The sequence below is a fragment of the Pseudophaeobacter sp. TrK17 genome, assembly GCF_042192375.1.
Classification (GTDB): domain Bacteria; phylum Pseudomonadota; class Alphaproteobacteria; order Rhodobacterales; family Rhodobacteraceae; genus Pseudophaeobacter.
Window position 1 is genome coordinate 2588527 of the sequence record NZ_CP071700.1, and the last position, 20703, is coordinate 2609229.

Below are 20703 nucleotides of genomic sequence, written 5' to 3' on the forward strand. Positions count from 1 at the left end.
TGGTTTGCCATGGCCCAGGTGTGTCCTGGCCCAAGCATGTCACGATCCAGTTATGTCATAGCCTGGGACAGCAGTGCGATCCCGGATGCAGCAACGAACAAGAAAACCAAAAATCCACGTCTAAAACTCATCAATACGCCCTCGTCAAAAATATCTATCCATCTAATATAGGGCGAAGATTACAAATTTCACTTTTTGCCGCAGATTTTCGGCAACATCCTGCCTCAACCATCCGCTCTCAAGGTGGGTCTTAGCGGCCTCTCAGGCTAGGCTCACAGGGGCCAGAGGTAGGGGATCAGCGCCGAGGCCAAAAGCCCAATGCTGAGATTGAGCGGAATGCCAACCCGCAGGAAATCGGTGAATTTATAGCCGCCTGGACCATAGACCAGCATATTTGTCTGATAACCGATGGGCGTGGCAAACGAGGCCGAGGCCGCCACCATCACCGCCACCACCAGTGGGCGCGGGTCAACGCCAATGGCCTGCGCCAACCCAACCGCAATAGGCGTCACCACCACCGCAACAGCATTGTTGGACACCAGCTCGGTCAGTACCGAGGTCAGCAGATAGATCGCCCAGACCAGCACAAAGGGCGGCAGACCTGTCAACGCCGGGGCTATTGCCTCAGCAATCAGGCTGACCGCGCCCGAGCTTTCCAGGGCGGCGCCAATGGCCAGCATGGAAAAGATCAGCGCCAGAAGCCGCCCATCGACAAAAGAAAAGGCTTCATCCGCATCGATGCAGCGGGTGATCAACACCAGGGCCACAACAACAATCGACAGCAACAGGATCGGCGCCACCGCAAGTGCCGCCAGTCCGACGATCGACAACAGGCCAACAATCGCCAAAGGCGCATGGCTGCGCCGGTAGGCCCGCTGGGTCGGCTGCGAGACATCCGCCATATCCATGTCTGCTGCCAATCGTTGAATATCACCGGGAGCGCCTTCCAGCAGCAGCGTGTCACCAACCCGCACCACCAGATCATCCAGCTGGACGCCAATGTTCTGATTGCGCCGGTGCACCGCCAGAACATAGACACCATAGCGCCGCCGCAGACGCATGGCCCCCAGAGAGCGCCCCACAAGACGACAGCCCGGCGTCACCAGCACCTCTACGGTCTTGGTCTCAACCGCCGAAACCTGATCCACCCGCTTCAGTTCCTTATTGGCCTGCAGGCTCAGCAGTTCTGTCATTTGTGTGCGCAGCACCACCCGGTCCCCCACCTGCAGCTCGACACCTTTAAGGCTGCGCCGCAGCGAGACGTCGCCGCGCACCAAGTCAATCAATCGCACGCCGGGGCGTTTGAACAACTGCACCCCAGTGACTTCGCGGCCAATCAGGTTGCTTTCGGGAGGGATAACCGCCTCGGTAAAGAACTTCATTTTCGAGCGATCACTGAGCAACATCGCCATACTGTCACGATCCGGCAGCAGACGGGGCGAGATATAGCGCAGATAGATCATGCCCCAGATCACCAAAACGATGCCCAAAGGCGTAACTTCAAAGATAGAGAAAGGCTCCAACCCCTGGGCCCGGGCCACACCGTCAACCAGCAGGTTGGTGGAGGTGCCAATCAGAGTCAGCGTACCACCAAGGATGGCGGCATAGCTCAGCGGGATAAGCATTTTTGACGCCGTCACCCCCAGGGTACGGGCAATCTGCACAAAGACCGGGATCATCACCACCACCACAGGGGTGTTCGAAACCACGGCAGAGGCCGCGACCACAAAGACCATCAACAAGGCAATGGCGCGTTTGGGGCTGACTTCCGCCTGTTTGCGGGCCCGGGCGGTAAAGGCATCCAGCGCCCCGGTGCGCACCAGGGCGCCCATGATGATAAACATCGCCGCAATGGTCCAGGGTGCGGGGTTGGACAGGACCGCTATGGCGCGATCATAGGGCAGAACCCCGGTGACCAGCATCAACGACACCCCGGTCATCGCGACCACTTCGGTTGGATAAATTTCGCGCAGGAAGGCGACGAACATCAGTCCGACGATGGCCAGGGACAGCACAGCACTGCCATTCTGGGAAAAACTGATCAGATCCATTTTATCGATTGTCCCCAATTGCCCTGGCAGAGCCGGCACATCGGCGCCAAACCCTGCCACCAGCCAGTTTCTCTCATCGCAATTGGCGGAGCAATGGTTTCATGCCGCAACAGCGATGCTGTCTCGGCACAGAAGGAGTTTATGCAACAAAAACGGTACGGTGAGAGAATTTCTTCCTCAAAGCCAAACGCCGCAGGTTCAATCCTGCGGGCCGGAGGGCTGCAACAAACCACCATTGCGCACCATATGGATCTCTTTGGTTTCGCCGGTGCGATCATCCGTCACGATCAACGCCCCCGACAGGGTTGCCTCACCTTCGGCCGGCGTAAAGCGGCTTTTGGGCATCCCGGTCAGGAACCGGCGCAGGGGCTCGGTTTTTTCCATACCAATCACCGAGTTGTAATCGCCGCACATGCCGGCATCAGTCAGGTAGCCTGTGCCATTGGACAGGATCTGCGCATCGCCTGTTGGCACATGGGTATGGGTGCCTACAACCAGCGAGGCCCGGCCGTTGCAGAAATGCCCCATGGCCATCTTCTCAGAAGTGGCTTCGCAGTGCATGTCAACAATCACAGCCTGTGCCAGACCGCCGCGCGGATGCGCCTTGAGCACGGCCTCAACTGCACCAAAGGGATCATCAAAGGCCCGTTTCATAAAGACCTGGCCCAGCGCCTGTGTCACCAGCACCTTGCGCCCGCCAGTGGCATCGAACAGGCGGTGCCCCCGCCCCGGCGCGCCTTTGGCAAAATTCAAAGGCCGGATGATACGCGGCTCTTTTTCAATGTATTGCAGCATGTCTTTTTGATCAAAGGCGTGATCGCCCAGGGTCAGACAGTCCGCGCCGGCATCCAGTAACAGCTTGGCATGTGCCCCGCTCAGCCCCATACCGTTGGACGCGTTTTCCCCATTGACCACGACAAAGTCGAGCCGCCATTCCTGACGCAGCCGCGGCAGGTTTTCGGTGATAGCGCGGCGCCCGGCGCGGCCCATCACATCGCCTAGAAACAAAATTCGCATTGGGCTGTCCTAGGCCGCCCAGCCTGGCAGGACAAGAGCCCGGAGCATGATACCCACGGATTTTTGACTCTCCTGCGGCATTCTCGCCGGGCCAAATTCCATGTGCTTGGGCCCAAAGCCACAAATGGGGAGGCTAAAACTGCACAACGCGGCTTTCTGTCACCACCATATCCAGGGGTTGGTCGGTCTCTTCCAGGGGCAGCTCTGCCGCTTCCTGTGCGTCAAAGGCAAACCCGATGGCCAATGTCGCCCGCTTGCCCCGCAGCAGCTCCAGCGTGCGGTCATAAAAGCCGCCACCATAGCCCAGACGCCCGCCCTGGGCATCAAACGCCACCAGCGGCACGATCAGGATTTCCGGTTCAAAAAAGTCGTCGACTTCTGGCACCGCTGCGCCAAAGGGACCATCGCGCAGGGCACAATCCGGCTGCCAGCGGCTGAATTTCAGCGGCAGCCCCTGGCCCAGGATCACCGGCACCCCAACCGGCCCATGGGCTGCGGCCTCTGCCATGGCGGGCAGCGGGTCGATTTCGGTGCGGATAGGCAGAAATCCAGACAGCGGCACGCCGCGATATCCTGCCAGCACTTCGGAGAGATGCCCGGCCGCGCCTGGAGTTTTGAGGTCAAAAGCGGCCTTGCGCCGCGCAAAAGCAGCCTTGCGGGCTGCCGCCTTTATCTCGGTCAGGTCGCTCATCACGCTCTCCTCTTGAAAGTTGCTCGCCTGCGTAAAAAATCAGGACCTGCAAAACCCTGGGCTACAAAAGCACCCAGGCCGCCAGCCCCAGGAAGGCAAAGAACCCAACCACATCCGTCACGGTTGTTACAAAGGCACCAGAAGCCAAGGCCGGGTCAACGCCCATTTTCTCTAGTAGAACCGGGATCACGGTGCCTGCCAGCCCCGCGACGACAAGATTGATCACCATTGCGGCAGCTAGCACCCCGCCCAGCGCGGGTGAGCCAAACCAGATAACGCCAACCACGCCCATGACAACGGCAAAGATCACCCCGTTGACCAGCCCCACCAGTACTTCGCGCCGGATCACCCGCCAGACGTTGGAGCCGGTCAAATCGCGGGTCGCCATCGCCCGTACCGCCACGGTCAGCGACTGTGTCCCCGCATTGCCCCCCATTGAGGCCACGATCGGCATCAACACCGCCAGAGCGACAAACTGGGCAATGGTGGCCTCGAACTGGGCAATCACCAGCGAAGCCAGCACTGCAGTTACCAGATTGACCGCCAACCAGGGAAACCGCCGTTTGGTGGTTTCGATCACCCGGTCCGCCAGCGAGCTTTCATCGCCAACACCCGCCAGACGCAGGATGTCTTCTTCGTGTTCTTCATCCAGCACCGCCATGGCATCATCAATGGTGATCACCCCGGCCAGACGCCCGTCACCGTCCACGACGGGCGCAGAGATCAAGTGGTACTGGTTAAAGGCATAGGCCACGTCTTCCTCATCCTGATCGGCGGGAATGACCTGAAAGGTCTCCTCCAGCAGATCCGTGAGCGGCACTTCGCGTTTGGTGCCCATGATCCGGCCAAGGGTCACATTGCCGATGGGGCGCAGTCGCGGGTCCACCAGCACCATGTGATAGAACTGTTCCGGCAGATCCTCGGATTCGCGCATATAGTCGATGGCCTGGCCGACGTTCCAATGTTCGGGCGCCATAACCACTTCGCGCTGCATCAGGCGGCCAGCAGAATTTTCCGGGTAGCTCAGCGATTGTTCAACCGCGACCCGGTCGGAATCCTCCAGCGCCTCCAGAATGGCCTCTTGCTGTGGCTCTTCCAGGTCTTCGACCAGATCCACAACATCATCGGTTTCCAGCTCGCGCACCGCATCCGCCAGAACCGTTGGGTTCAGCGTGGCAATCACCTCTTCACGGATGCTTTCATCCAGTTCAGACAGGATCTCGCCGTCAAATTCGCGACCAAAAAGCCGGATCAACCGGGTCCGGTCATAGCTGTTGATCTGCTCCAGAAGGTCGGCGATATCCGCCGCGTGCAGATCCTCCATCAGCGTGGTAAGCGCTGCCTTGTCATCGCGGTCAACTGCAAACAGGATACCTGCAACGAGTCGCCTGTCGAGATCATACCCTTCGTCTTTGGGCTGATCACTGCCGAGGGTATCGTTGCCTGTGCTCATGTGCTGCCCTTTGCTAAGATTGGTTGCAAATTACTAGAAGCAGTTACCAGAAAACAATGACAATACGATAATTTACCGGAACTGTGAGCGCGCGTATCCTGCGGGCTGCGATTTGGCAAGAAAAGGACGCCCCAAAATGCAGAGCGAATTTATCCTGCGCGGACATGTGCTGTCCTTTACCGCCTCCCCCTTTGCGATGGCAACGCCAGAGGAGGCAGTGCAGATCAGCGCCGCCGTGGCGCTGGCACAGGGCCGGGTTGTCGGCTGTGGCACATTTGAAGACATGTTGGCCCTGCAACCACAGGCCGAGGTGATCGACCACGGGGCCAGGCTGATCCTGGCCGGCTTTGTCGATGCCCACGTGCATTACCCGCAGACCGCCATTATCGCCAGCTGGGGCAAACGGCTGATCGACTGGCTCAACAGCTATACCTTTCCCGAGGAAATGCGCTTTGGCGACGCGGCCTATGCCCGCGAGATCGCAGACCGCTATCTGGATCTGACCCAGGCCAATGGCACCACCACAGTCTGCAGCTTTGCCACCATCCACCCCGAAAGCGTCGATGCCTTCTTCAGTGCGGCACAGGCCCGTGGCCAAAGGGTGGTCACCGGCAAGACCTGCATGGATCGCAACGCCCCCACAGAGCTGCGCGACACCGCCCAGTCCGCCTATGACGACAGCAAGGCGCTGATCCAGCGCTGGCACGGGGTGGACCGGCTGGAATATGCCATCACGCCGCGGTTCTCCCCCACCTCCACGCCGCAGCAGCTAGAGGCCATGGGGGCGCTCTGGGGCGAACACCCCGAATGCCTGATGCAAACCCACCTGAGCGAACAGCTTGATGAAATCGAGTGGGTCAAATCCCTGTTTCCCCAGGCGCGGGACTATCTGGATACCTATGAAGAATTCGGCCTGCTCGGCGCCCGTGGGCTCTATGGCCACGCCATCCACCTGGAAGAGCGAGAGCGCCACCGGCTGCGCGAGTATGGCGCTGCATTGGTGCATTGCCCCACCTCCAACACCTTTATCGGCTCTGGCCTGTTTGACATGGACGGCTTGATAACAGAGGGCCAGCGCATTGGTCTGGCCACAGATACTGGCGGTGGCTCCAGCTTTTCGATGCTGCGCACCATGGCCGCCGCCTATGAGATCGGCCAATTGCGGGGCCGCCCGCTTCATGCCGCAGAGCTGATCTGGCTGGCCACCCAAGGGTCAGCCACCGCTTTGCGCATGGAAGACAAGATTGGCAATATCGCCCCTGGGCTGGAGGCCGATCTTGTGGTTCTGGACCTCGCCTCCACCCCCGCCATTGCCCAGCGCAGCGCCCGTGCTGGCGATCTTTGGGAGGCGGTGTTCCCAACGCTGATGATGGGGGACGACCGCGCCATTGCCGAGGTCTGGATCAACGGCGTGCGCCAGTAACCACGCAGGCATCTGGAGGAAATGGCGGGGGCCTCCCTCTCAGCCCCCTGCCCCTCAGCATCCAGGGCGTGCCAAGACCATTACCCAGATGTTGCCCTCTGCGCGCACCACCGCAAACTCGCTCACGTCCCGGTGCAGCATATTCTTGCGGTGGGCTGGAGACTGCCGCCAACTGTTCATGGCACTGGGCAGGCTTGGCTGGCCCTTGGCAATGTTTTCAGCAACCACACACCAGCCATATCCGTGCTTGCGCACCCGGTCTCCGACGCGGCTGCCGGAGCTGCCCTGATGTGAAAAGAAGCCGCGCCGCCGCATGTCCGTTGCATGCCCCAGGGCCGCCTGTTCCAGCCTGGGCGACCAGCCCAACGGTGCCAGGCCCTGCTGGGTGCGCAGATCATTCAGGCCACGCAATGCCGCCTGGCGATCAACATCTTTGGCAAACGCAGCCCCCGTGCCCATGCTCAGGCAAAGCGCCAGACTGATCACAGATTTAAAAAGGGATTTCATATCATCCCGCCAACATCAAAGCCTGCGCCATACGGTGGTGACGCTCCAACAAGCGCGGCAGATCCAGCGTCGTTACCTCGCCATTGTTGATCACCTGGCGGCCCTCCACAAACAGGTGTTTGACCTGCGAAGGCCCAGCCAACAACAGCGCCGCCGGATCCCAGCTGCCACTGGAGGCCACGCCCGAGACATCCCAGATCGCCACATCAGCACGCTTCCCCGGCGCAAGCCGCCCGCAATCCGGGCGACCCAGCACATCGGCACCGCCACGGGTGGCAATCTGCAGCGCCTCATAGGGGCTCATGGCGTCAGCCCCCTGGGCCACGCGCTGCAATAACAGCGTCTGGCGCGCCTCCCCCATCAGGTTGGCCATATCGTTGCTGGCAGAGCCATCAACCCCCAGCCCCACCGGCACCCCCGCATCCCGCATCTGGCGCACCGGCGCGATGCCCGATCCCAGGCGGCAATTGGAACAGGGGCAATGGGCCACCCCGGTGCGGCTGCGGGCAAAGAGATCAATCTCAGCCGGGTTCAGCTTGACACAATGGGCATGCCACACGTCCGGCCCGGTCCAGCCCAGGTCCTCAGCATATTGTCCCGGGCGACAGCCAAACTGCGCCTCGCTATAGGCGATATCTTCATCGTTTTCAGCCAGATGCGTATGCAGCATCACGCCTTTGTCGCGGGCCAATACTGCCGTGTCGCGCATCAGCTCCCGGCTCACCGAAAAGGGCGAACACGGCGCCAGCCCCACCCGGCACATCGCGCCATCACCCGCATCGTGAAATCCATCCACCACCCGGATCATATCGTTCAGAATGGCCGCCTCGGCCTCCACCAGATGATCCGGCGGCAAGCCGCCCTTGCTTTCGCCAATGCTCATGGCGCCGCGGGTGGGATGAAACCGCAGCCCCACCTCAGCGGCAGCATGGATGGTATCCTCCAGCCGGGCGCCATTGGGATAGAGATACAGATGATCCGAGCTCAGCGTGCAGCCGGACAGGGCCAGTTCAACCAATCCCAACTGAGCGGAAACAAACATCTCCTCCGGGCCAAACCTGCTCCAGATCGGATAAAGCCGCTGCAGCCAGCCAAAGAGCAAAGCATCCTGAGCCCCAGGCACCGCCCGTGTCAGGTTCTGGTAGAGATGATGGTGGGTATTGACCAACCCCGGTGTCACCACGCAGCCTTCACCGCGAACCACCTGCGCTGCGCCGCCCAGCTCAGACGTGGCAAGCCCCTGCCCTACAGCAGCAATTTCACCGTCGCGGATCAACACATCGGCCCTGTGCACTACCCGCTCATCATCATCCATGGTCAGGATGGTATCGGCATTTTGAATGAGGATCTCGCCCATTTAGCATACTCCATAAAGGCCCGCCTCGGTTCATGGAGTTGCAACAAGGCCGACAGAGAACGGGCAAAGGACTCGACCTGAGCCAAAGCTACCCCAGACCCAGCCTAATCCTCAAGACTGAAAACCGACGCACCTAGTCCCTCTAGGTTTCATCTTTCCCCAAATATCTCGGGGGAGCGGCCTCAGGGCCGCGGGGGCAGAGCCCCAACTGCTCCCCCCTCTCCCTACCAGCTTAGCCCTGCCAGTTCAGGCGCTGAAGGGCCGCCGCGTGCAATTCCGGCGTCGCGGCGGCCAGCGCCCTCCCGCCTTCATGGACCGGCCCGCCCTGCCAATCGGTGACGCGCCCTCCCGCCGCCTCGATCACCGCAATGGGGGCCTGAATATCATAAGCGTTGAGCCCCGCCTCGATCACCAGATCAACCTGACCGGCAGCCAACAGCGCATAGGCATAGCAATCCATGCCATAGCGGGTCAGCTTGACCTGCTGCGCCACACGTTCAAATCCTGCGCGCTCTTCAGGGCTGCCAACCTCTGGAAAGGTGGTGAACAAAATGGCTTCACTCAGATCCTGTATAGCGCGCGTTTTTAACGGCCTGCGTCCCAAAGGCCCGGTCATTTCGGCCAGGTCTGCACTGCCAGAGAAGCGCTCAGCGGTATAGGGCTGATCAATCACCCCCAGAATGGGTCCCGCATCTTGCGACAAGGCGATCAATACCCCCCAGGTCGGGGTGCCGCTGATAAAGCCGCGGGTGCCATCAATTGGATCCAGCACCCAGGTGCGCCCTGACGTGCCAGGCTTGGCAGGAAACTCTTCGCCCAGAATACCATCCTGTGGCCGCAGCTCGGCCAGCAGGGCCCGCATTGCCTGTTCTGCCGCCCGATCCGCGATCGTAACCGGATCAAATCCTTCGCTCAGCTTGTTCTCCGCACCCAGATCGCTGCTGCGGAAATACGGCAAGATCACCTTACCAGCGGCATCGGCCAATTGGTGCGCAACCTGCATGTCGCTCAAAGCTGTCTGTGTCATCTATCCACCTGAAACATTTTTGTCTGAAATACTCCGGCCTCAGAACAGCCCGGCAAAGCAGCCATGCCCAACCAGTTAGGCCAAATCAGTCATGCAAAAACCGGTGCCACTCTCGTGGCGCCGGTTCAAGCAAAATATGCAACGGCCTTGGGTCTCGCAGCCACCGGGCTGCTTCATGCAAAACGCATCAGGCCGGGACGATTAAGCGACGTCACTCAGGACGCGGGCCAGTTCAAACAAGCGCCGACGCTGGTTTTCTGGAATTGCATAGTAAGAGCGCACCAGATCCAGAGCCTCTTTATCGCCCATCAGATCGTCAGGCACTGCGGATTTTCCGCCGGCCTTGCCCTCTTCATCAAGCCCTTCAAAGAAAAAGCTGACAGGAACATCCATCGCATCCGATATGTCCCAGAGCCGCGAAGCGCTGACGCGGTTTGCACCGGTTTCATACTTCTGAATCTGCTGGAACTTGATACCAACCTGTTCGGCCAGCTGTTGTTGGGTTTTCCCAATAAGCCACCGGCGGTGTCGAATACGTTTGCCAACATGAACATCTACAGGATGAGCCATTCGCTATCTCCTAGTTAAACAAAAAATCCCTGCCCGGATATGGGATCGTATTTCAGCAGCAAAGCAGGTGTTCAAAATACCCGCCACCAGTGACATACTCAACCATCACGATCAGAGCTCAACCTCAGCCCCAACAGTAAGACCTTCGCAGTTGAATTCAAGCCTGACACTTCACCCGTGCACGTACAATGAGGCAAATGTATGATTTTACCTATCATTTTGGTGGGGTCATATATACTTTGGGATAGGTATTCGCGCCTCCCCATAAATAGCGAGGTGCATAAACTGGCACAGTTCTGTTCGTTCAACAGCGAATCACCTGCACACAGGAAGAAAGACGGACAAAAATCATGCTGGCCTATCGCATCAACAGTTTTAGCACTCCTCCCCTTCTGGAAGAGATCGCCAGCCCCACTCCTGCGGCACATGAGGTCAAGATCAGGATCCGCGCCTGCGGTCTCAACTTTGCGGATTTGCTTTTGCAAAAAGGCACATACCAAGACACCCCCGCCCTGCCCTTCACTCCGGGCCTAGAGGCCGCCGGGGAGGTGATGGACTGTGGATCAGCGGTGACAAATCTGGCCCCTGGTGACCGGGTAGCAGTGTTTGGTGGCCAGGGGGGGTTGGCGCAGGAAGGCGTCTTTGATGCAGCCCGTGTTATCCCCATCCCCGATGATATGGGGTTTGAGGATGCCGCAGCCTTGCAGATCGCCTATGGCACCAGTCACGTGGCGCTGGACCATTGCGCGCGCCTGCAGCCAGGAGAGACTCTTCTGGTCACTGGTGCTGCGGGTGGCGTTGGATTGACGGCGGTGGAAATCGGCAAACTGATGGGCGCCCGTGTTATTGCCCATGCACGCGGAGCGGGAAAACTGGAAGTGGCGCGGGCCGCGGGTGCGGATCACCTGATTGACGCCAGTTCGGACCTGCGCAGCCAGGTAAAATCCCTGGGCGGTGCGGATGTGGTTTATGATGCGGTGGGCGGAGAGGTCTGGAAGGCTGCTTTTCGTGCCACCAACCCCGGAGGCCGGTTGTTGCCCATTGGTTTTGCCAGTGGCGAGGTGCCGCAAATCCCGGCAAACCATCTGCTGGTCAAGAACCTCACGGTGATCGGGTTTTACATTGGTGGCTATATGAAGTCCCATCCAGAAGTCATCCAGCGCTCCCTGTCGACCTTGATGGACTGGCACAGCGCCGGGCGCATCTCCCCTCATATCAGCCATGTTTTGCCGCTGGCGCAGGTCTCAGAGGGCATGGAACTGCTGCGCAACCGCGCCTCGACTGGTAAAGTGGTGATCACCCCCTGACCACCCAGACTTAACTGGCCGACCTGGCCGCTGAAATCCCAGCCAGGACCGGCGGACCTACCAAGGGAAAGACCTGGAAGCTCTGCTACGGGCACAGAAAGAAGCGCAAAATGGGGCAGACCGGGCAGCGCTCTGCTGCGCTGCCCCTCTGTTGCCGATATGTAGGCTTGCAGGCGCTTTGGTGACCTAGCTTTAGCCTGCAGAGCGCAACTGAACCGGGCGTAGGGCGGCGTAGCCCTGGCGGATGACCCGGGCAAGATCCCCAACATAGCTGGCCCTGACACGCGCCGCCCCATAAAGGTTGATATGCTGGATCGGCAGCTCTGGCAGCAGCCCCCCGTGGTCAATCGCCTCTTGATGGGCGGGGATTGTCCCCTCCAGCAAGACGCCAACCGCCAGATCGGCGCTGATCGTAGCCTCTACTGTGCGGTCAGATTCGCTGTCGACCGCCATATCCCATTCGACCCCCGCCTCATCCAGTTTAGCCGTGGCCACCGGACGAAAGATGCAGGCGCGACAAAACCCCAGCCGCAGCGGCTTTTGCCGCCAGGCAGAGCCATTAGGGGCGCCGACCCAGCGCAGGGGCATCTCGTGGATGGTTTCGCCGCCCTCGCTGGCACCGCTTTCGGTGGTCAGAATCAGATCATACGTCCCCTTGGCAAAGCCAGCCTTCAAATCGCGGGTATTAGATGTCACCAGATTGACATTCACCCGTGGAAAGCTGGCATTGAAGCGCTGTAACACCTGGGGAATGACCGGGTAGACCACATCGTGGGGCACCCCCAACACCACCTCGCCTTCATAGGCCTGGTCGGTCAAACGCCCTATGACCTCATCATTCAGCGCAACCATACGCCGGGCATAGCCCAACAGCTGCTCCCCTGAAGGCGTCAAGGCGATGGTCCGTCCCGAGCGATCCAGCAGCGCAAGGCCCAGAAGCTCTTCCAACCGCTTGAGCTGCATCGAGACCGCCGACTGGGTCAGATGCAAAAACCCCGCCGCCCGCGTTACGCCGCCATAGTCTGCCACGGCAACAAAAGACCGTAGCGTGGTGATATCCAAATTACGCGCCATCACAACCTCTGATGTGTTTCATCAAAAACATTCGTTTTCAAAATAGATCATAAGCACGCATATACATCAACAGAAATGATGCAGATCCAGAAACATATCAAAATTTAACGAAAGGACAAGAAAGATGACCTATAGCGTAAACGCCCACCACTCAGCCCAGGCACTGCCAGGTACAAAGGCACCCGCCCGCTTGAGCCTGTTGTCCTTTGTGACAACCCGCCTTGAGCTGCTGCGTCAGCGTCGCGCGCTGCGCGCCCTGGATGCCCGCGCCCTGGAAGATATCGGCATCAGCCGCCGCGACGCCCTGCAAGAGGCCGGCCGTTCGGTCTGGGATGCCCCTGAGAGCTGGAAAGACTAACCCGTTGATCCAACACACCTTGGCTGGAGCAATCAGGCCGTTTATCTTGGCAAGAGCCGTCAGGCCGTTTTTCCGCTTCCAAGCTGATCAAACAGCGAGTGACCCCAAAACCAAACCAACACGAAGACCTGCCCAATCTATGCGGCAGGTCTTTTTACGTTTTTAAGCTGTTTCTCTGCACAAAGACTTGAACGCTTGCCCAAGACACCCGATATTTAGCGGGAACGCCACTTGGCCCGTTATGACGCGGGCTCGGCTCGGCGAGGGAGAATTTGGAACGGAGACCATGATACATGGCACAGTTTGATACGATGAGATCCGCAGCAGGGGTAAGCTCTGCTCAAATCGACGCGGGGCTGCGCGCCCACATGAATAAGGTCTACGGCACAATGTCCGCAGGCCTGTTTATCACCTTCCTGGCTGCTTGGGCCCTGTCCAACCTGGCGGTGACCTCTGACCCAGCCAACGCCACAGCCATGATCGCCGAGGGCAAATACCTGACCAGCTTTGGCAATGCGATTTACCTGTCGCCGCTGAAATGGGTGATCATGCTGGCACCGCTGGCCTTCATCTTTGGCTTTGGTGCCGCCGCCAACCGCATGCCCGCCGCCGGCGTGCAGCTGCTGTTCTATGCTTTTGCCGCCGTCATGGGCCTGTCGCTCAGCTCGATCTTCCTGGTCTACACAGGTCAGTCGATCATTCAGGTCTTCCTGATCACAGCGATCTCTTTTGCTGGCCTGTCCCTGGTGGGTTACACCACTAAAAAGGACCTCAGCGCCATGGGCGCTTTCCTGATCATGGGGCTCATCGGTCTGATCGTTGCCTCTATCGTCAACATGTTCTTGCAGTCCGGCGCCATGGCCTTTGCGATTTCCGTCATTGGGGTGCTGATCTTTGCTGGCCTCACCGCCTATGACACGCAAAAGATCAAGACCACCTACCTTGAGATGGCCCACACCGGCGATCAGGAATGGCTGGGCAAGGCCGCGATCATGGGCGCGCTGAGCCTCTATCTGGACTTCATCAACCTTTTCGTCATGCTGCTCCAGCTGCTTGGAAACCGCGAATAAGCGACACAGACATTCCAAGACCTAAAGCGAGGGGCGGATCACAAGGATCCGCCCTTTTTTGTTTTGCAAATCATTTCACCCCCTTATTGAGACTTAGGAATACCAATGGAAATTCTAGACCTGCCGCCCAGCCAGGCCAGCCGCCTCGTCCCGCTCTTGCAAGAGCTGCATGCCCTGCATGTTGAACATCAGCCCGCCCGCTACCCGGCAGCCCCCTCAGACGCGGCGCTTGAGCAGTGGTTGCAGGGCTGGCTACAGGAAGACGCGATCACCGCGCTGATCGCTGAAAGCCCCCAGGGGGCGCTGTTGGGCTATACCATCTTTGGCATCGAGCACCGCCCGCCGCTGCCCATCCGATTTGAGGAGACCCGCGTGATGGTACATCACATCGCCACCGCCAAGGCGTTTCGCCGCATGGGCGTTGGCCAGGCCTTGCTCACGGCGGTCAAACAGCGGGCAGAGGCCGAGGGTGTCAGCACCATTGCCACCACCTATGCCCCCTTCAACAGCGCCTCGTCGGGCCTGTTTGAAGGTCTGGGCTTGCAGCCGGTCGTGACCATGGCTGAATGGCGAGCCTAACGGGCTGGCCGCGCTGCGCCAGCATCGCCCCAGGGCGACCCTAGGGCGAACGCAGGCCGAAACCTTTTGGGAAGGGAAGCGCCTGGGCTGTTAACTACAGGACAGCCCTGTTGCCAACGCCAGTGTGCCACCTCTGCCGCCGACCACTTGCACCCGCCCAACCGGGCGACAGCCCGATTCTACAGCCACAAGACTGCGGAAGGCATCGGGTTCTAGATTGGGGAGACTGGCAATGACACTGCGCTTTGGCACGCTCAGAACCGCCAATCCCATGCGATCTGCCCGCATGAGAGACAGAGACAGCGACCGCCCCAGAACCTGCACCACCCGCTGCTGACTGCCAGAGGCAACCGGTTCATTTCCTCGGACGGGCTGCACCGCCACGCTGTCCAGATTTGTTTGCGGCCCGCCAACCTGCAGGTCAGTGGCCGCGACCTCCATGGGCAGGGGAACAACATTTGCCGAAACCGGGATAGCCTCGGGACCAACCGCAAACACAAACGCGGCGCCAAACAACATACTCTTTACCATGACAACACCCATTTTCACCATTCCACCCCACCTACCTAGGCAAAGAATGGGGCAAAATCAGGCCTTACCAATTTTCGAATGATGCGCTTTTTCGGCTGTTTCCAATTGAATTTTAGCGACCCTCAGATGGCCAGATGGCTGGACACATCCGCACCAACTGCCGCCTCAACAGGCCCTTCGCGCAAAAGGTGCAGTCGGGTAATGGCGGGGCCTCAGGGCGCAATAGGGTCGAAAACGAAAAAGGGCCACGCATTGCGTGACCCTTAATACCCTGAAAGAACAAGGAAGGCTTACTTGATTTTGCCTTCTTTGTACTCAACATGCTTGCGCACAACCGGGTCATACTTACGGATAACCATTTTCTCGGTCATGGTGCGTGCGTTCTTTTTGGTCACGTAGAAGTGGCCAGTGCCCGCGGTCGAGTTCAGGCGGATCTTAATTGTGGTAGGCTTCGCCATGTTGCTTCTCCTGCGTCCGAAAAGGCAGGGGCCTCTCGGTAAATTCCTATACGAGCGTGGCTTGTACCCGTCACAGCCTCCGAGTCAATAGGATTCCCACCGCTTTGCCCTGGAATTCGCCATACAGCTCTTCTTTCTGCCTCTTGTTCCCCAAAACCTGCCGCGACAGCCGCCGTGCTGCCGCTCCCCCTCAGGAGGTTTGCTGTGTCGGAAAATGCGCAGAAGGCCTGTAAGCCGGATTTTGTCCCAGAGCTTGCGCTCCTTAGACGACCATTCCTCTGCGATGCATATTGCTATGCACCTCTAGCTGCCAACCCGGTCCCTCTCGGCTAAAGCAAGCCTAGCAGCGGTTTCGGCTGGTGCCGACCTGCCTGCGCGGGGACCCTATTTGGCATTGCTCCCGGTGGGGCTTGCCTTGCCACCCCTGTTGCCAGCGGCGCGGTGGGCTCTTACCCCACCGTTTCACCCTTACCACGCCAAAGTGATCACCCGAAGGCAACCACAGCGTGGCGGTTTGTTTCTGTGGCGCTATCCGTCGGGTCACCCCGCCCGGGCGTTACCCGGCACCGTTGCTTTAGGGAGTCCGGACTTTCCTCGCGAAGGGCAAGCCCTTAGCGCGGCCGTCCAGCCTTCTGCGCCTTGCCCGCCTATTCCCCCCGGCAACGCGCGTCAAGCGGTAAGCGAACAGGGGCTCTGCCCCTCTTGGCCTGTGGTCCAATGAATGGGTTTTGCGATTTGCGTTGGTCAAATACTATCTGGCATCGCAAGGCAGAGCCTCGCATATCGCTTAAACCCAGATCTCTGATTGCGCCAAAGGTGCCAGATCTTCCGCAACCAATGGCCCCGTCGCCCAGGGCCGGTAGCGGGATCGCAAGGCAGACAAGAGCGTCATATCATCAACCGCAGCGGTATATCCCAGATCGCGCGCATAGCGGCGGAGCATATCTTCCAGTGCAACGCCAGGGTCAAGTAGGCTTGTTCTAAGAGTTGCCGGGACCGCCCGCGCCAATCCAAGGTTCGCAAGCCGCGCCCAGTCGAAGCGCGGGCCCGGGTCGCTCTTGCGCCCCGGTGCCATGTCAGAATGCCCAATCACCCCTTCTGGCGCAATCGACCAACGCGCAAGGATTTGTGTCAACAGCACCTCAAGCACCGCCATTTGCGGTTCAGAAAAGGGATGCGTACCGGTATTGTCCAGCTCAATACCGATAGAGCGCGAATTGATGTCATCCAATCCAGACCATTCCCCCGCCCCCGCATGCCAGGCGCGCTGGTCTTCAGACACCATCTGCCAAAGACGCCCATCGCCCCCAATCAGGTAATGCGCGGAGACTTCAGCGGCAGGATCACAGAGACGCGCCAAAGCCGCCTCAGCGCTTTGCATTGCGGTATAGTGCACCACAACCAGACTGGGGCGCAGCCCGTCCCGTCGCGTCCCAAAATTAGGGCTGGGACACCACTGGGCCTGCAGTGGAGGGACCGCACCAACCGCGCCAGGACCGTCCACCGAAACCTCCCCCAGATCGGGCATCAGGAATTGCCGCGTACTGCCAGCCGATAGGGGCTGGGATCCCAGCTGCAGGCATAGCCGTCTCCATCCGGATCCAGCGCTTTACGATCCCGCTTTGGCCCCCCCGCCTGAAGAAAGGCAATCTGTGCCTGATCGGACGAGCGGAACCCGGCGCAATTACGTGCAGAACGGCTGCGCAGATTGATCCCGGCACGGCTATAGACTTTGGTCCCAACCGGATGGGAGGTGCTGAGGGCGTATTGCACGATATTGGGGTCGCGGCTGCCAGTCTGAGACGGCAAGGCCGTGGGCGCGACCTGCTGGTATTGCGAGCGCTGATTGGCCAAGCGTTGCGCGTCACTTTCAATTGTTTGACGCGCTGCGACCGCGTCAAAATTGTTTTCATCGGAAATGCCCGGATTGCCAATCAAGGCGGGTGCCGGATTGGAGGGGCTTGCCTCTACCGGTGCCTGCCCGGAATTGGCTCCGGCGGCCTGTAGGGCGGCCCGGGTTTCTGCCGCGATATCAGCCGCCGCAGTACTGCCACTGCCCGACCCATAGCTCGACGCGACACTGCTGCTGGCAGGGCTGCGTGGCGCAGTGGGCAACGGCTCATTTGCGAGTGGCAGAGTTTCGCTGGAAATCCGAGCCAGCGGCACCAGAGGATCGCCAGTGATGGTGGTCCCCGCCGCGGGCGGCGGGGCAAAGGGGTCGCCATCAATGCCGACGCCCGCTGCGCTATCTGGTACCGGTGGGCTACATGCTGCAAGGGATAGAATACTGCCAAGGGCAACAAGTGTAACAACGACACGCATAGGCTTTACCTGTTTATCTGCTCTTCTTTGAGAGGATCTTTACCACCATTTTCCGGGCTTTGCCACAAATCCTGTGGATTGCTCCAGTGCATAGGCGGTGTTCAGCAGGTCACCCTCTTCCCAAGGACGGCCAATCAGCTGCAGGCCAAGCGGCAATCCCTGGCTGTCGAGCCCAGCTGGCAGAGCAATGCCCGGCAGCCCTGCAAGGTTCACTGTGACGGTGAAGACATCCAGCAGATACATTGCAACCGGATCCGCATCCGACATCTCTCCCAGACCAAAGGCCGCCGACGGTGTGGCCGGAGTCAGGATCGCATCGACACCCGCTGCAAAGACGTTTTCAAAGTCTTGCTTGATCAGGCTGCGCACCCGGCGTGCCCGGTTGTAATAAGCGTCATAAAAGCCTGCCGACAGCACATAGGTACCAACCATGACACGGCGCTGCACCTCGTCGCCAAAGCCCTGAGCGCGGGTTTTTTCATACATCTCGGTGATGCCATCGCCGGCCTCCAGCGTGGCACGGTTGCCGTAGCGCACCCCGTCATAGCGCGCCAGGTTGGACGAGGCTTCGGCGGGGGCAATGACGTAATAGGCTGGCAGGGCGTATTTGGTATGGGGCAGCGAGATATCAACGATCTCGGCGCCGGCCGCTTTCAGCATCGCCGTGCCCTCAGCCCAGAGCTTTTCGATCTCGGCGGGCATGCCCTCCATATGGTATTCCTTGGGGATACCGATCTTTTTGCCGCGAATATCGCCAGTCAACATAGCCTCAAAATTGGGCACCGCCAGATCGGCGCTGGTGCTGTCTTTGGGGTCATGGCCCGACATGGCCTCGAGCATGATCGCTGCATCGCGCACCGATTTGGTCATAGGTCCGGCCTGATCCAGCGAGGAGGCAAAGGCAACAACCCCCCAGCGCGAGCAGCGCCCATAGGTGGGTTTGATGCCAACGGTACCGGTAAAGGCCGCAGGCTGGCGGATCGAGCCGCCGGTATCAGTGCCGGTGGCCGCCAGACACAGGTCCGCCGCAACCGCTGCCGCGGAGCCACCAGAGGAGCCACCAGGGGTCAGCGGCGCATCATCGTTCCCACGGCGCCAGGGGCTGACAGCATTGCCATAGGTCGAGGTCTCGTTTGACGAGCCCATGGCAAATTCATCCATGTTCAGCTTGCCCAGCATCACCGCGCCATTGTCGGCCAGTTGCTGGGACACGGTGCTTTCGTACTCCGGGACAAAACCTTCGAGAATTTTGGAGGCCGCCTGGCTGGCGACGCCTTTGGTGCAAAACAGATCCTTGATCCCCACCGGCAGGCCACACATGGCCGGGGCATCGCCCTGTTGCAGCCGTGCGTCTGCGGCCGCCGCGCGTTCCAGCGCGATTTCGGGCGTTTTATGCACAAAGGCGTTGAGCGCATCCGCCTTGTCGATGGCGCTGAGGCAGGCTTTGGTCAGCTCGACGGAGGTTGTTTCCCCCTTGCGGAGCGCATCACGGGCCTCTGCCAGGCCAAGCTTGTTCAGATCGCTCATCTCTTACTCCATCACTTTGGGCACGGCAAAAAAGCCTTCGCGCGCATCCGGCGCAGTGGACAGGATCTTGTCCGGCTGGTCGCCATCGGTGACCACATCTTCGCGCCGCTTGAGCCGCTGCGGCGTCACCGAGGTCATCGGTTCGACCCCCTCGACATCGACTTCATTCAGCTGCTCGATGAATTCCAGGATCGTGTTGAATTCGGCGGCCAGGGCTGGCAGCGCCTCATCTTCAACCTTGATCCGGGCCAGTTTGGCCACTTTGGCGGCGGTGTTTTGGTCAATCGACATGGAAACCCTCATCTCGTGTTCAATCTGGCATTTACCGGGGTGGCGGCTCAGCTGCAAGCCTGTGCTGGCTGGCACCGGCCGCTTTCTCCGCGAAACCCGGTGTTTTTACCGGATTGCCCGGAAAATCTGCCGCCTGGATCGGTTGCGCCAGAGCTGTTCAAAATTCTGCCCTGCAGCTGTTGCCCATGGCAAACTGCGGTAACGCTGATAGTCTGCGCCCGGCAAGAACGTCTTGAGAGGGAGTAGAAGAGATGAAGATCATTTGGCTGGGTCATGGCAGCTTTCGTATCGAAACCAACGATCAGGTGTTGTTGATCGACCCCTGGCTCAGCGGCAACCCCATGCTTGCCGAAAGCCAGTATGATGCAGCCCTGAACGGGGCCACCCATATTGTTCTCACCCACACCCATTTTGACCATGTTGTGGACGTGTTGCCGCTGGCAAAAGCGCGCAACATTCCGGTGGTGGGCCAGTATGACCTGATGGGCTATTGGGGCGAAAGCGAAGGCATTGCCACTATCGGCTTTAACAAGGGGGGCACAGTCGATCTGGGCGGGGCAAAGCTGTCGATGGTGCCGGCCTCACACAGCTCCACCTTCACCACCGAAGACGGTCTGCGCGCCAGTGGGTCGGAAGTGGGGTATATGCTGATGAGTGAAGGCAAAACTGTCTATATCTCGGGAGATACCGGGATCATGGCGGATATGGATTGGATCGGAGACTACTACAAACCCGAGGTTGGCATCCTGAGCGCCGGTGGCCATTTCACCATGGACATGAAGCAGGTCGCCTATGCTGCCAAACGCTACTTCAATTTCAAAACCCTGATCCCCTGCCACTATGGCACCTTTCCCATTCTGGAACAGAACGCGGAGCATCTGGTCGAGGCGCTGCCTGGTGTCGAGGTGATCGAACCAAAGGTACTAGAGGCGATTGAAATCTAAGCCCCCCGGGCTGCGCACCGCAAAGGGGGGCTCCCGCCCGTCGTTGGATCTGCGCTGCAGATCCGCTCCCGTTGGGCCCAGCGCCGGGCTATCGCCCGGCGCTGGGGTGCCATATCCTGAAACGGGTGTGTGAGTCTAAGTGTCGA

General features: G+C 59.6%; 21 protein-coding genes and 1 other RNA gene. 6 read left to right on the plus strand and 16 right to left on the minus strand.

Annotated elements, in window-relative coordinates:
* Window positions 1–272: 272 nt before the first annotated feature.
* The 4 genes from JZI28_RS12215 to mgtE all read right to left on the minus strand — a co-directional run bounded on the left by JZI28_RS12215 (window position 273) and on the right by mgtE (window position 5212).
* Entirely contained in the window at window positions 273–2051 is a 1779-nt protein-coding gene (locus JZI28_RS12215) for an SLC13 family permease (protein WP_375697769.1), read from the minus strand.
* Between the two features lie 198 nt (window positions 2052–2249).
* Window positions 2250–3068 carry a TIGR00282 family metallophosphoesterase gene (locus tag JZI28_RS12220; RefSeq protein ID WP_375697770.1) on the minus strand — a complete coding sequence of 273 codons (819 nt, stop codon included), beginning with the start codon at window positions 3066–3068 and terminating at the stop codon, window positions 2250–2252.
* A gap of 133 nt (window positions 3069–3201) precedes the next feature.
* On the minus strand, window positions 3202–3759 hold the full coding sequence (locus JZI28_RS12225; RefSeq protein WP_375697771.1) for a 5-formyltetrahydrofolate cyclo-ligase: 558 nt from the start codon (window positions 3757–3759) through the stop codon (window positions 3202–3204).
* 61 nt (window positions 3760–3820) lie between these two features.
* Complete coding sequence (gene mgtE, locus JZI28_RS12230) at window positions 3821–5212, minus strand: magnesium transporter (protein WP_348155976.1); 1392 nt, start codon at window positions 5210–5212, stop codon at window positions 3821–3823.
* A gap of 136 nt (window positions 5213–5348) precedes the next feature.
* Between mgtE and guaD the strand changes: the two genes are divergently transcribed.
* Window positions 5349–6635: a guanine deaminase gene (gene guaD, locus JZI28_RS12235; protein ID WP_375697772.1), complete on the plus strand. Its 1287-nt coding sequence runs from the start codon at window positions 5349–5351 to the stop codon at window positions 6633–6635.
* A 54-nt stretch (window positions 6636–6689) separates the two neighbouring features.
* On the opposite strand, the gene JZI28_RS12240 is transcribed toward guaD, so the two are convergent.
* The 4 genes from JZI28_RS12240 to JZI28_RS12255 all read right to left on the minus strand — a co-directional run bounded on the left by JZI28_RS12240 (window position 6690) and on the right by JZI28_RS12255 (window position 10096).
* The gene (locus JZI28_RS12240; protein WP_375697773.1) at window positions 6690–7142 is read right to left on the minus strand and encodes a CAP domain-containing protein; all 453 of its coding nucleotides are present in this window, start codon (window positions 7140–7142) and stop codon (window positions 6690–6692) included.
* A 1-nt stretch (window position 7143) separates the two neighbouring features.
* Entirely contained in the window at window positions 7144–8499 is a 1356-nt protein-coding gene (locus JZI28_RS12245; protein ID WP_375697774.1) for an 8-oxoguanine deaminase, read from the minus strand.
* A gap of 232 nt (window positions 8500–8731) precedes the next feature.
* Window positions 8732–9526 carry a histidinol-phosphatase gene (hisN, locus tag JZI28_RS12250; protein ID WP_375697775.1) on the minus strand — a complete coding sequence of 265 codons (795 nt, stop codon included), beginning with the start codon at window positions 9524–9526 and terminating at the stop codon, window positions 8732–8734.
* Window positions 9527–9727: 201 nt separating this feature from the next.
* Window positions 9728–10096, minus strand: coding sequence for a helix-turn-helix domain-containing protein (locus tag JZI28_RS12255; protein ID WP_295452856.1), 369 nt, complete (start codon window positions 10094–10096; stop codon window positions 9728–9730).
* Window positions 10097–10446: 350 nt separating this feature from the next.
* Here JZI28_RS12255 and JZI28_RS12260 point away from each other — a divergent pair, with 350 nt between their 5' ends.
* Complete coding sequence (locus JZI28_RS12260; protein ID WP_375697776.1) at window positions 10447–11403, plus strand: NADPH:quinone oxidoreductase family protein; 957 nt, start codon at window positions 10447–10449, stop codon at window positions 11401–11403.
* Window positions 11404–11595: 192 nt separating this feature from the next.
* Here the strand turns inward: JZI28_RS12260 and JZI28_RS12265 are convergent, their stop codons facing one another.
* Window positions 11596–12477: a LysR family transcriptional regulator gene (locus JZI28_RS12265; RefSeq protein ID WP_375697777.1), complete on the minus strand. Its 882-nt coding sequence runs from the start codon at window positions 12475–12477 to the stop codon at window positions 11596–11598.
* Window positions 12478–12601: 124 nt separating this feature from the next.
* Between JZI28_RS12265 and JZI28_RS12270 the strand changes: the two genes are divergently transcribed.
* The 3 genes from JZI28_RS12270 to JZI28_RS12280 all read left to right on the plus strand — a co-directional run bounded on the left by JZI28_RS12270 (window position 12602) and on the right by JZI28_RS12280 (window position 14484).
* Window positions 12602–12835, plus strand: coding sequence for a DUF1127 domain-containing protein (locus tag JZI28_RS12270; RefSeq protein ID WP_295452848.1), 234 nt, complete (start codon window positions 12602–12604; stop codon window positions 12833–12835).
* 293 nt (window positions 12836–13128) lie between these two features.
* Window positions 13129–13905 (plus strand): Bax inhibitor-1/YccA family protein, encoded by a 777-nt coding sequence (locus JZI28_RS12275; RefSeq protein ID WP_295452845.1) that lies wholly within the window; start codon window positions 13129–13131, stop codon window positions 13903–13905.
* 105 nt (window positions 13906–14010) lie between these two features.
* Complete coding sequence (locus JZI28_RS12280) at window positions 14011–14484, plus strand: GNAT family N-acetyltransferase (RefSeq protein WP_375697778.1); 474 nt, start codon at window positions 14011–14013, stop codon at window positions 14482–14484.
* Between the two features lie 90 nt (window positions 14485–14574).
* Here the strand turns inward: JZI28_RS12280 and JZI28_RS12285 are convergent, their stop codons facing one another.
* The 7 genes from JZI28_RS12285 to gatC form a co-directional block, all read right to left on the minus strand.
* Window positions 14575–15036 (minus strand): hypothetical protein, encoded by a 462-nt coding sequence (locus JZI28_RS12285; RefSeq protein ID WP_375697779.1) that lies wholly within the window; start codon window positions 15034–15036, stop codon window positions 14575–14577.
* A 269-nt stretch (window positions 15037–15305) separates the two neighbouring features.
* Window positions 15306–15473: a 50S ribosomal protein L33 gene (gene rpmG, locus JZI28_RS12290; protein WP_008206879.1), complete on the minus strand. Its 168-nt coding sequence runs from the start codon at window positions 15471–15473 to the stop codon at window positions 15306–15308.
* Between the two features lie 214 nt (window positions 15474–15687).
* Window positions 15688–16109: RNase P RNA component class A (gene rnpB / locus JZI28_RS12295), an RNA gene on the minus strand.
* A 151-nt stretch (window positions 16110–16260) separates the two neighbouring features.
* On the minus strand, window positions 16261–17001 hold the full coding sequence (locus JZI28_RS12300) for an N-acetylmuramoyl-L-alanine amidase (protein WP_375697780.1): 741 nt from the start codon (window positions 16999–17001) through the stop codon (window positions 16261–16263).
* Window positions 17001–17795 (minus strand): hypothetical protein, encoded by a 795-nt coding sequence (locus tag JZI28_RS12305; protein WP_375697781.1) that lies wholly within the window; start codon window positions 17793–17795, stop codon window positions 17001–17003. The genes JZI28_RS12300 and JZI28_RS12305 overlap by 1 nt, the downstream gene beginning before the upstream one ends.
* A gap of 39 nt (window positions 17796–17834) precedes the next feature.
* Window positions 17835–19322: an Asp-tRNA(Asn)/Glu-tRNA(Gln) amidotransferase subunit GatA gene (gatA, locus tag JZI28_RS12310; RefSeq protein WP_348156004.1), complete on the minus strand. Its 1488-nt coding sequence runs from the start codon at window positions 19320–19322 to the stop codon at window positions 17835–17837.
* A gap of 3 nt (window positions 19323–19325) precedes the next feature.
* Window positions 19326–19613, minus strand: a complete 288-nt coding sequence (gatC, locus tag JZI28_RS12315) for an Asp-tRNA(Asn)/Glu-tRNA(Gln) amidotransferase subunit GatC (protein ID WP_297339081.1) — start codon at window positions 19611–19613, stop codon at window positions 19326–19328.
* Window positions 19614–19864: 251 nt separating this feature from the next.
* Here gatC and JZI28_RS12320 point away from each other — a divergent pair, with 251 nt between their 5' ends.
* Entirely contained in the window at window positions 19865–20557 is a 693-nt protein-coding gene (locus JZI28_RS12320) for a metal-dependent hydrolase (protein WP_375697782.1), read from the plus strand.
* The last annotated feature ends 146 nt before the right edge of the window (window positions 20558–20703 follow it).

What these genes read in the sequence shown, in the direction of transcription:
- JZI28_RS12215 (WP_375697769.1), bottom strand. Translation starts at nt 2,051, where the DNA reads ATGGATCTGATCAGTTTTTCCCAGAATGGCAGTGCTGTGCTGTCCCTG.
- JZI28_RS12220 (WP_375697770.1), bottom strand. Translation starts at nt 3,068, where the DNA reads ATGCGAATTTTGTTTCTAGGCGATGTGATGGGCCGCGCCGGGCGCCGC.
- JZI28_RS12225 (WP_375697771.1), bottom strand. Translation starts at nt 3,759, where the DNA reads ATGAGCGACCTGACCGAGATAAAGGCGGCAGCCCGCAAGGCTGCTTTT.
- mgtE (WP_348155976.1), bottom strand. Translation starts at nt 5,212, where the DNA reads ATGAGCACAGGCAACGATACCCTCGGCAGTGATCAGCCCAAAGACGAA.
- guaD (WP_375697772.1), top strand. Translation starts at nt 5,349, where the DNA reads ATGCAGAGCGAATTTATCCTGCGCGGACATGTGCTGTCCTTTACCGCC.
- JZI28_RS12240 (WP_375697773.1), bottom strand. Translation starts at nt 7,142, where the DNA reads ATGAAATCCCTTTTTAAATCTGTGATCAGTCTGGCGCTTTGCCTGAGC.
- JZI28_RS12245 (WP_375697774.1), bottom strand. Translation starts at nt 8,499, where the DNA reads ATGGGCGAGATCCTCATTCAAAATGCCGATACCATCCTGACCATGGAT.
- hisN (WP_375697775.1), bottom strand. Translation starts at nt 9,526, where the DNA reads ATGACACAGACAGCTTTGAGCGACATGCAGGTTGCGCACCAATTGGCC.
- JZI28_RS12255 (WP_295452856.1), bottom strand. Translation starts at nt 10,096, where the DNA reads ATGGCTCATCCTGTAGATGTTCATGTTGGCAAACGTATTCGACACCGC.
- JZI28_RS12260 (WP_375697776.1), top strand. Translation starts at nt 10,447, where the DNA reads ATGCTGGCCTATCGCATCAACAGTTTTAGCACTCCTCCCCTTCTGGAA.
- JZI28_RS12265 (WP_375697777.1), bottom strand. Translation starts at nt 12,477, where the DNA reads ATGGCGCGTAATTTGGATATCACCACGCTACGGTCTTTTGTTGCCGTG.
- JZI28_RS12270 (WP_295452848.1), top strand. Translation starts at nt 12,602, where the DNA reads ATGACCTATAGCGTAAACGCCCACCACTCAGCCCAGGCACTGCCAGGT.
- JZI28_RS12275 (WP_295452845.1), top strand. Translation starts at nt 13,129, where the DNA reads ATGGCACAGTTTGATACGATGAGATCCGCAGCAGGGGTAAGCTCTGCT.
- JZI28_RS12280 (WP_375697778.1), top strand. Translation starts at nt 14,011, where the DNA reads ATGGAAATTCTAGACCTGCCGCCCAGCCAGGCCAGCCGCCTCGTCCCG.
- JZI28_RS12285 (WP_375697779.1), bottom strand. Translation starts at nt 15,036, where the DNA reads ATGGTGAAAATGGGTGTTGTCATGGTAAAGAGTATGTTGTTTGGCGCC.
- rpmG (WP_008206879.1), bottom strand. Translation starts at nt 15,473, where the DNA reads ATGGCGAAGCCTACCACAATTAAGATCCGCCTGAACTCGACCGCGGGC.
- JZI28_RS12300 (WP_375697780.1), bottom strand. Translation starts at nt 17,001, where the DNA reads ATGCCCGATCTGGGGGAGGTTTCGGTGGACGGTCCTGGCGCGGTTGGT.
- JZI28_RS12305 (WP_375697781.1), bottom strand. Translation starts at nt 17,795, where the DNA reads ATGCGTGTCGTTGTTACACTTGTTGCCCTTGGCAGTATTCTATCCCTT.
- gatA (WP_348156004.1), bottom strand. Translation starts at nt 19,322, where the DNA reads ATGAGCGATCTGAACAAGCTTGGCCTGGCAGAGGCCCGTGATGCGCTC.
- gatC (WP_297339081.1), bottom strand. Translation starts at nt 19,613, where the DNA reads ATGTCGATTGACCAAAACACCGCCGCCAAAGTGGCCAAACTGGCCCGG.
- JZI28_RS12320 (WP_375697782.1), top strand. Translation starts at nt 19,865, where the DNA reads ATGAAGATCATTTGGCTGGGTCATGGCAGCTTTCGTATCGAAACCAAC.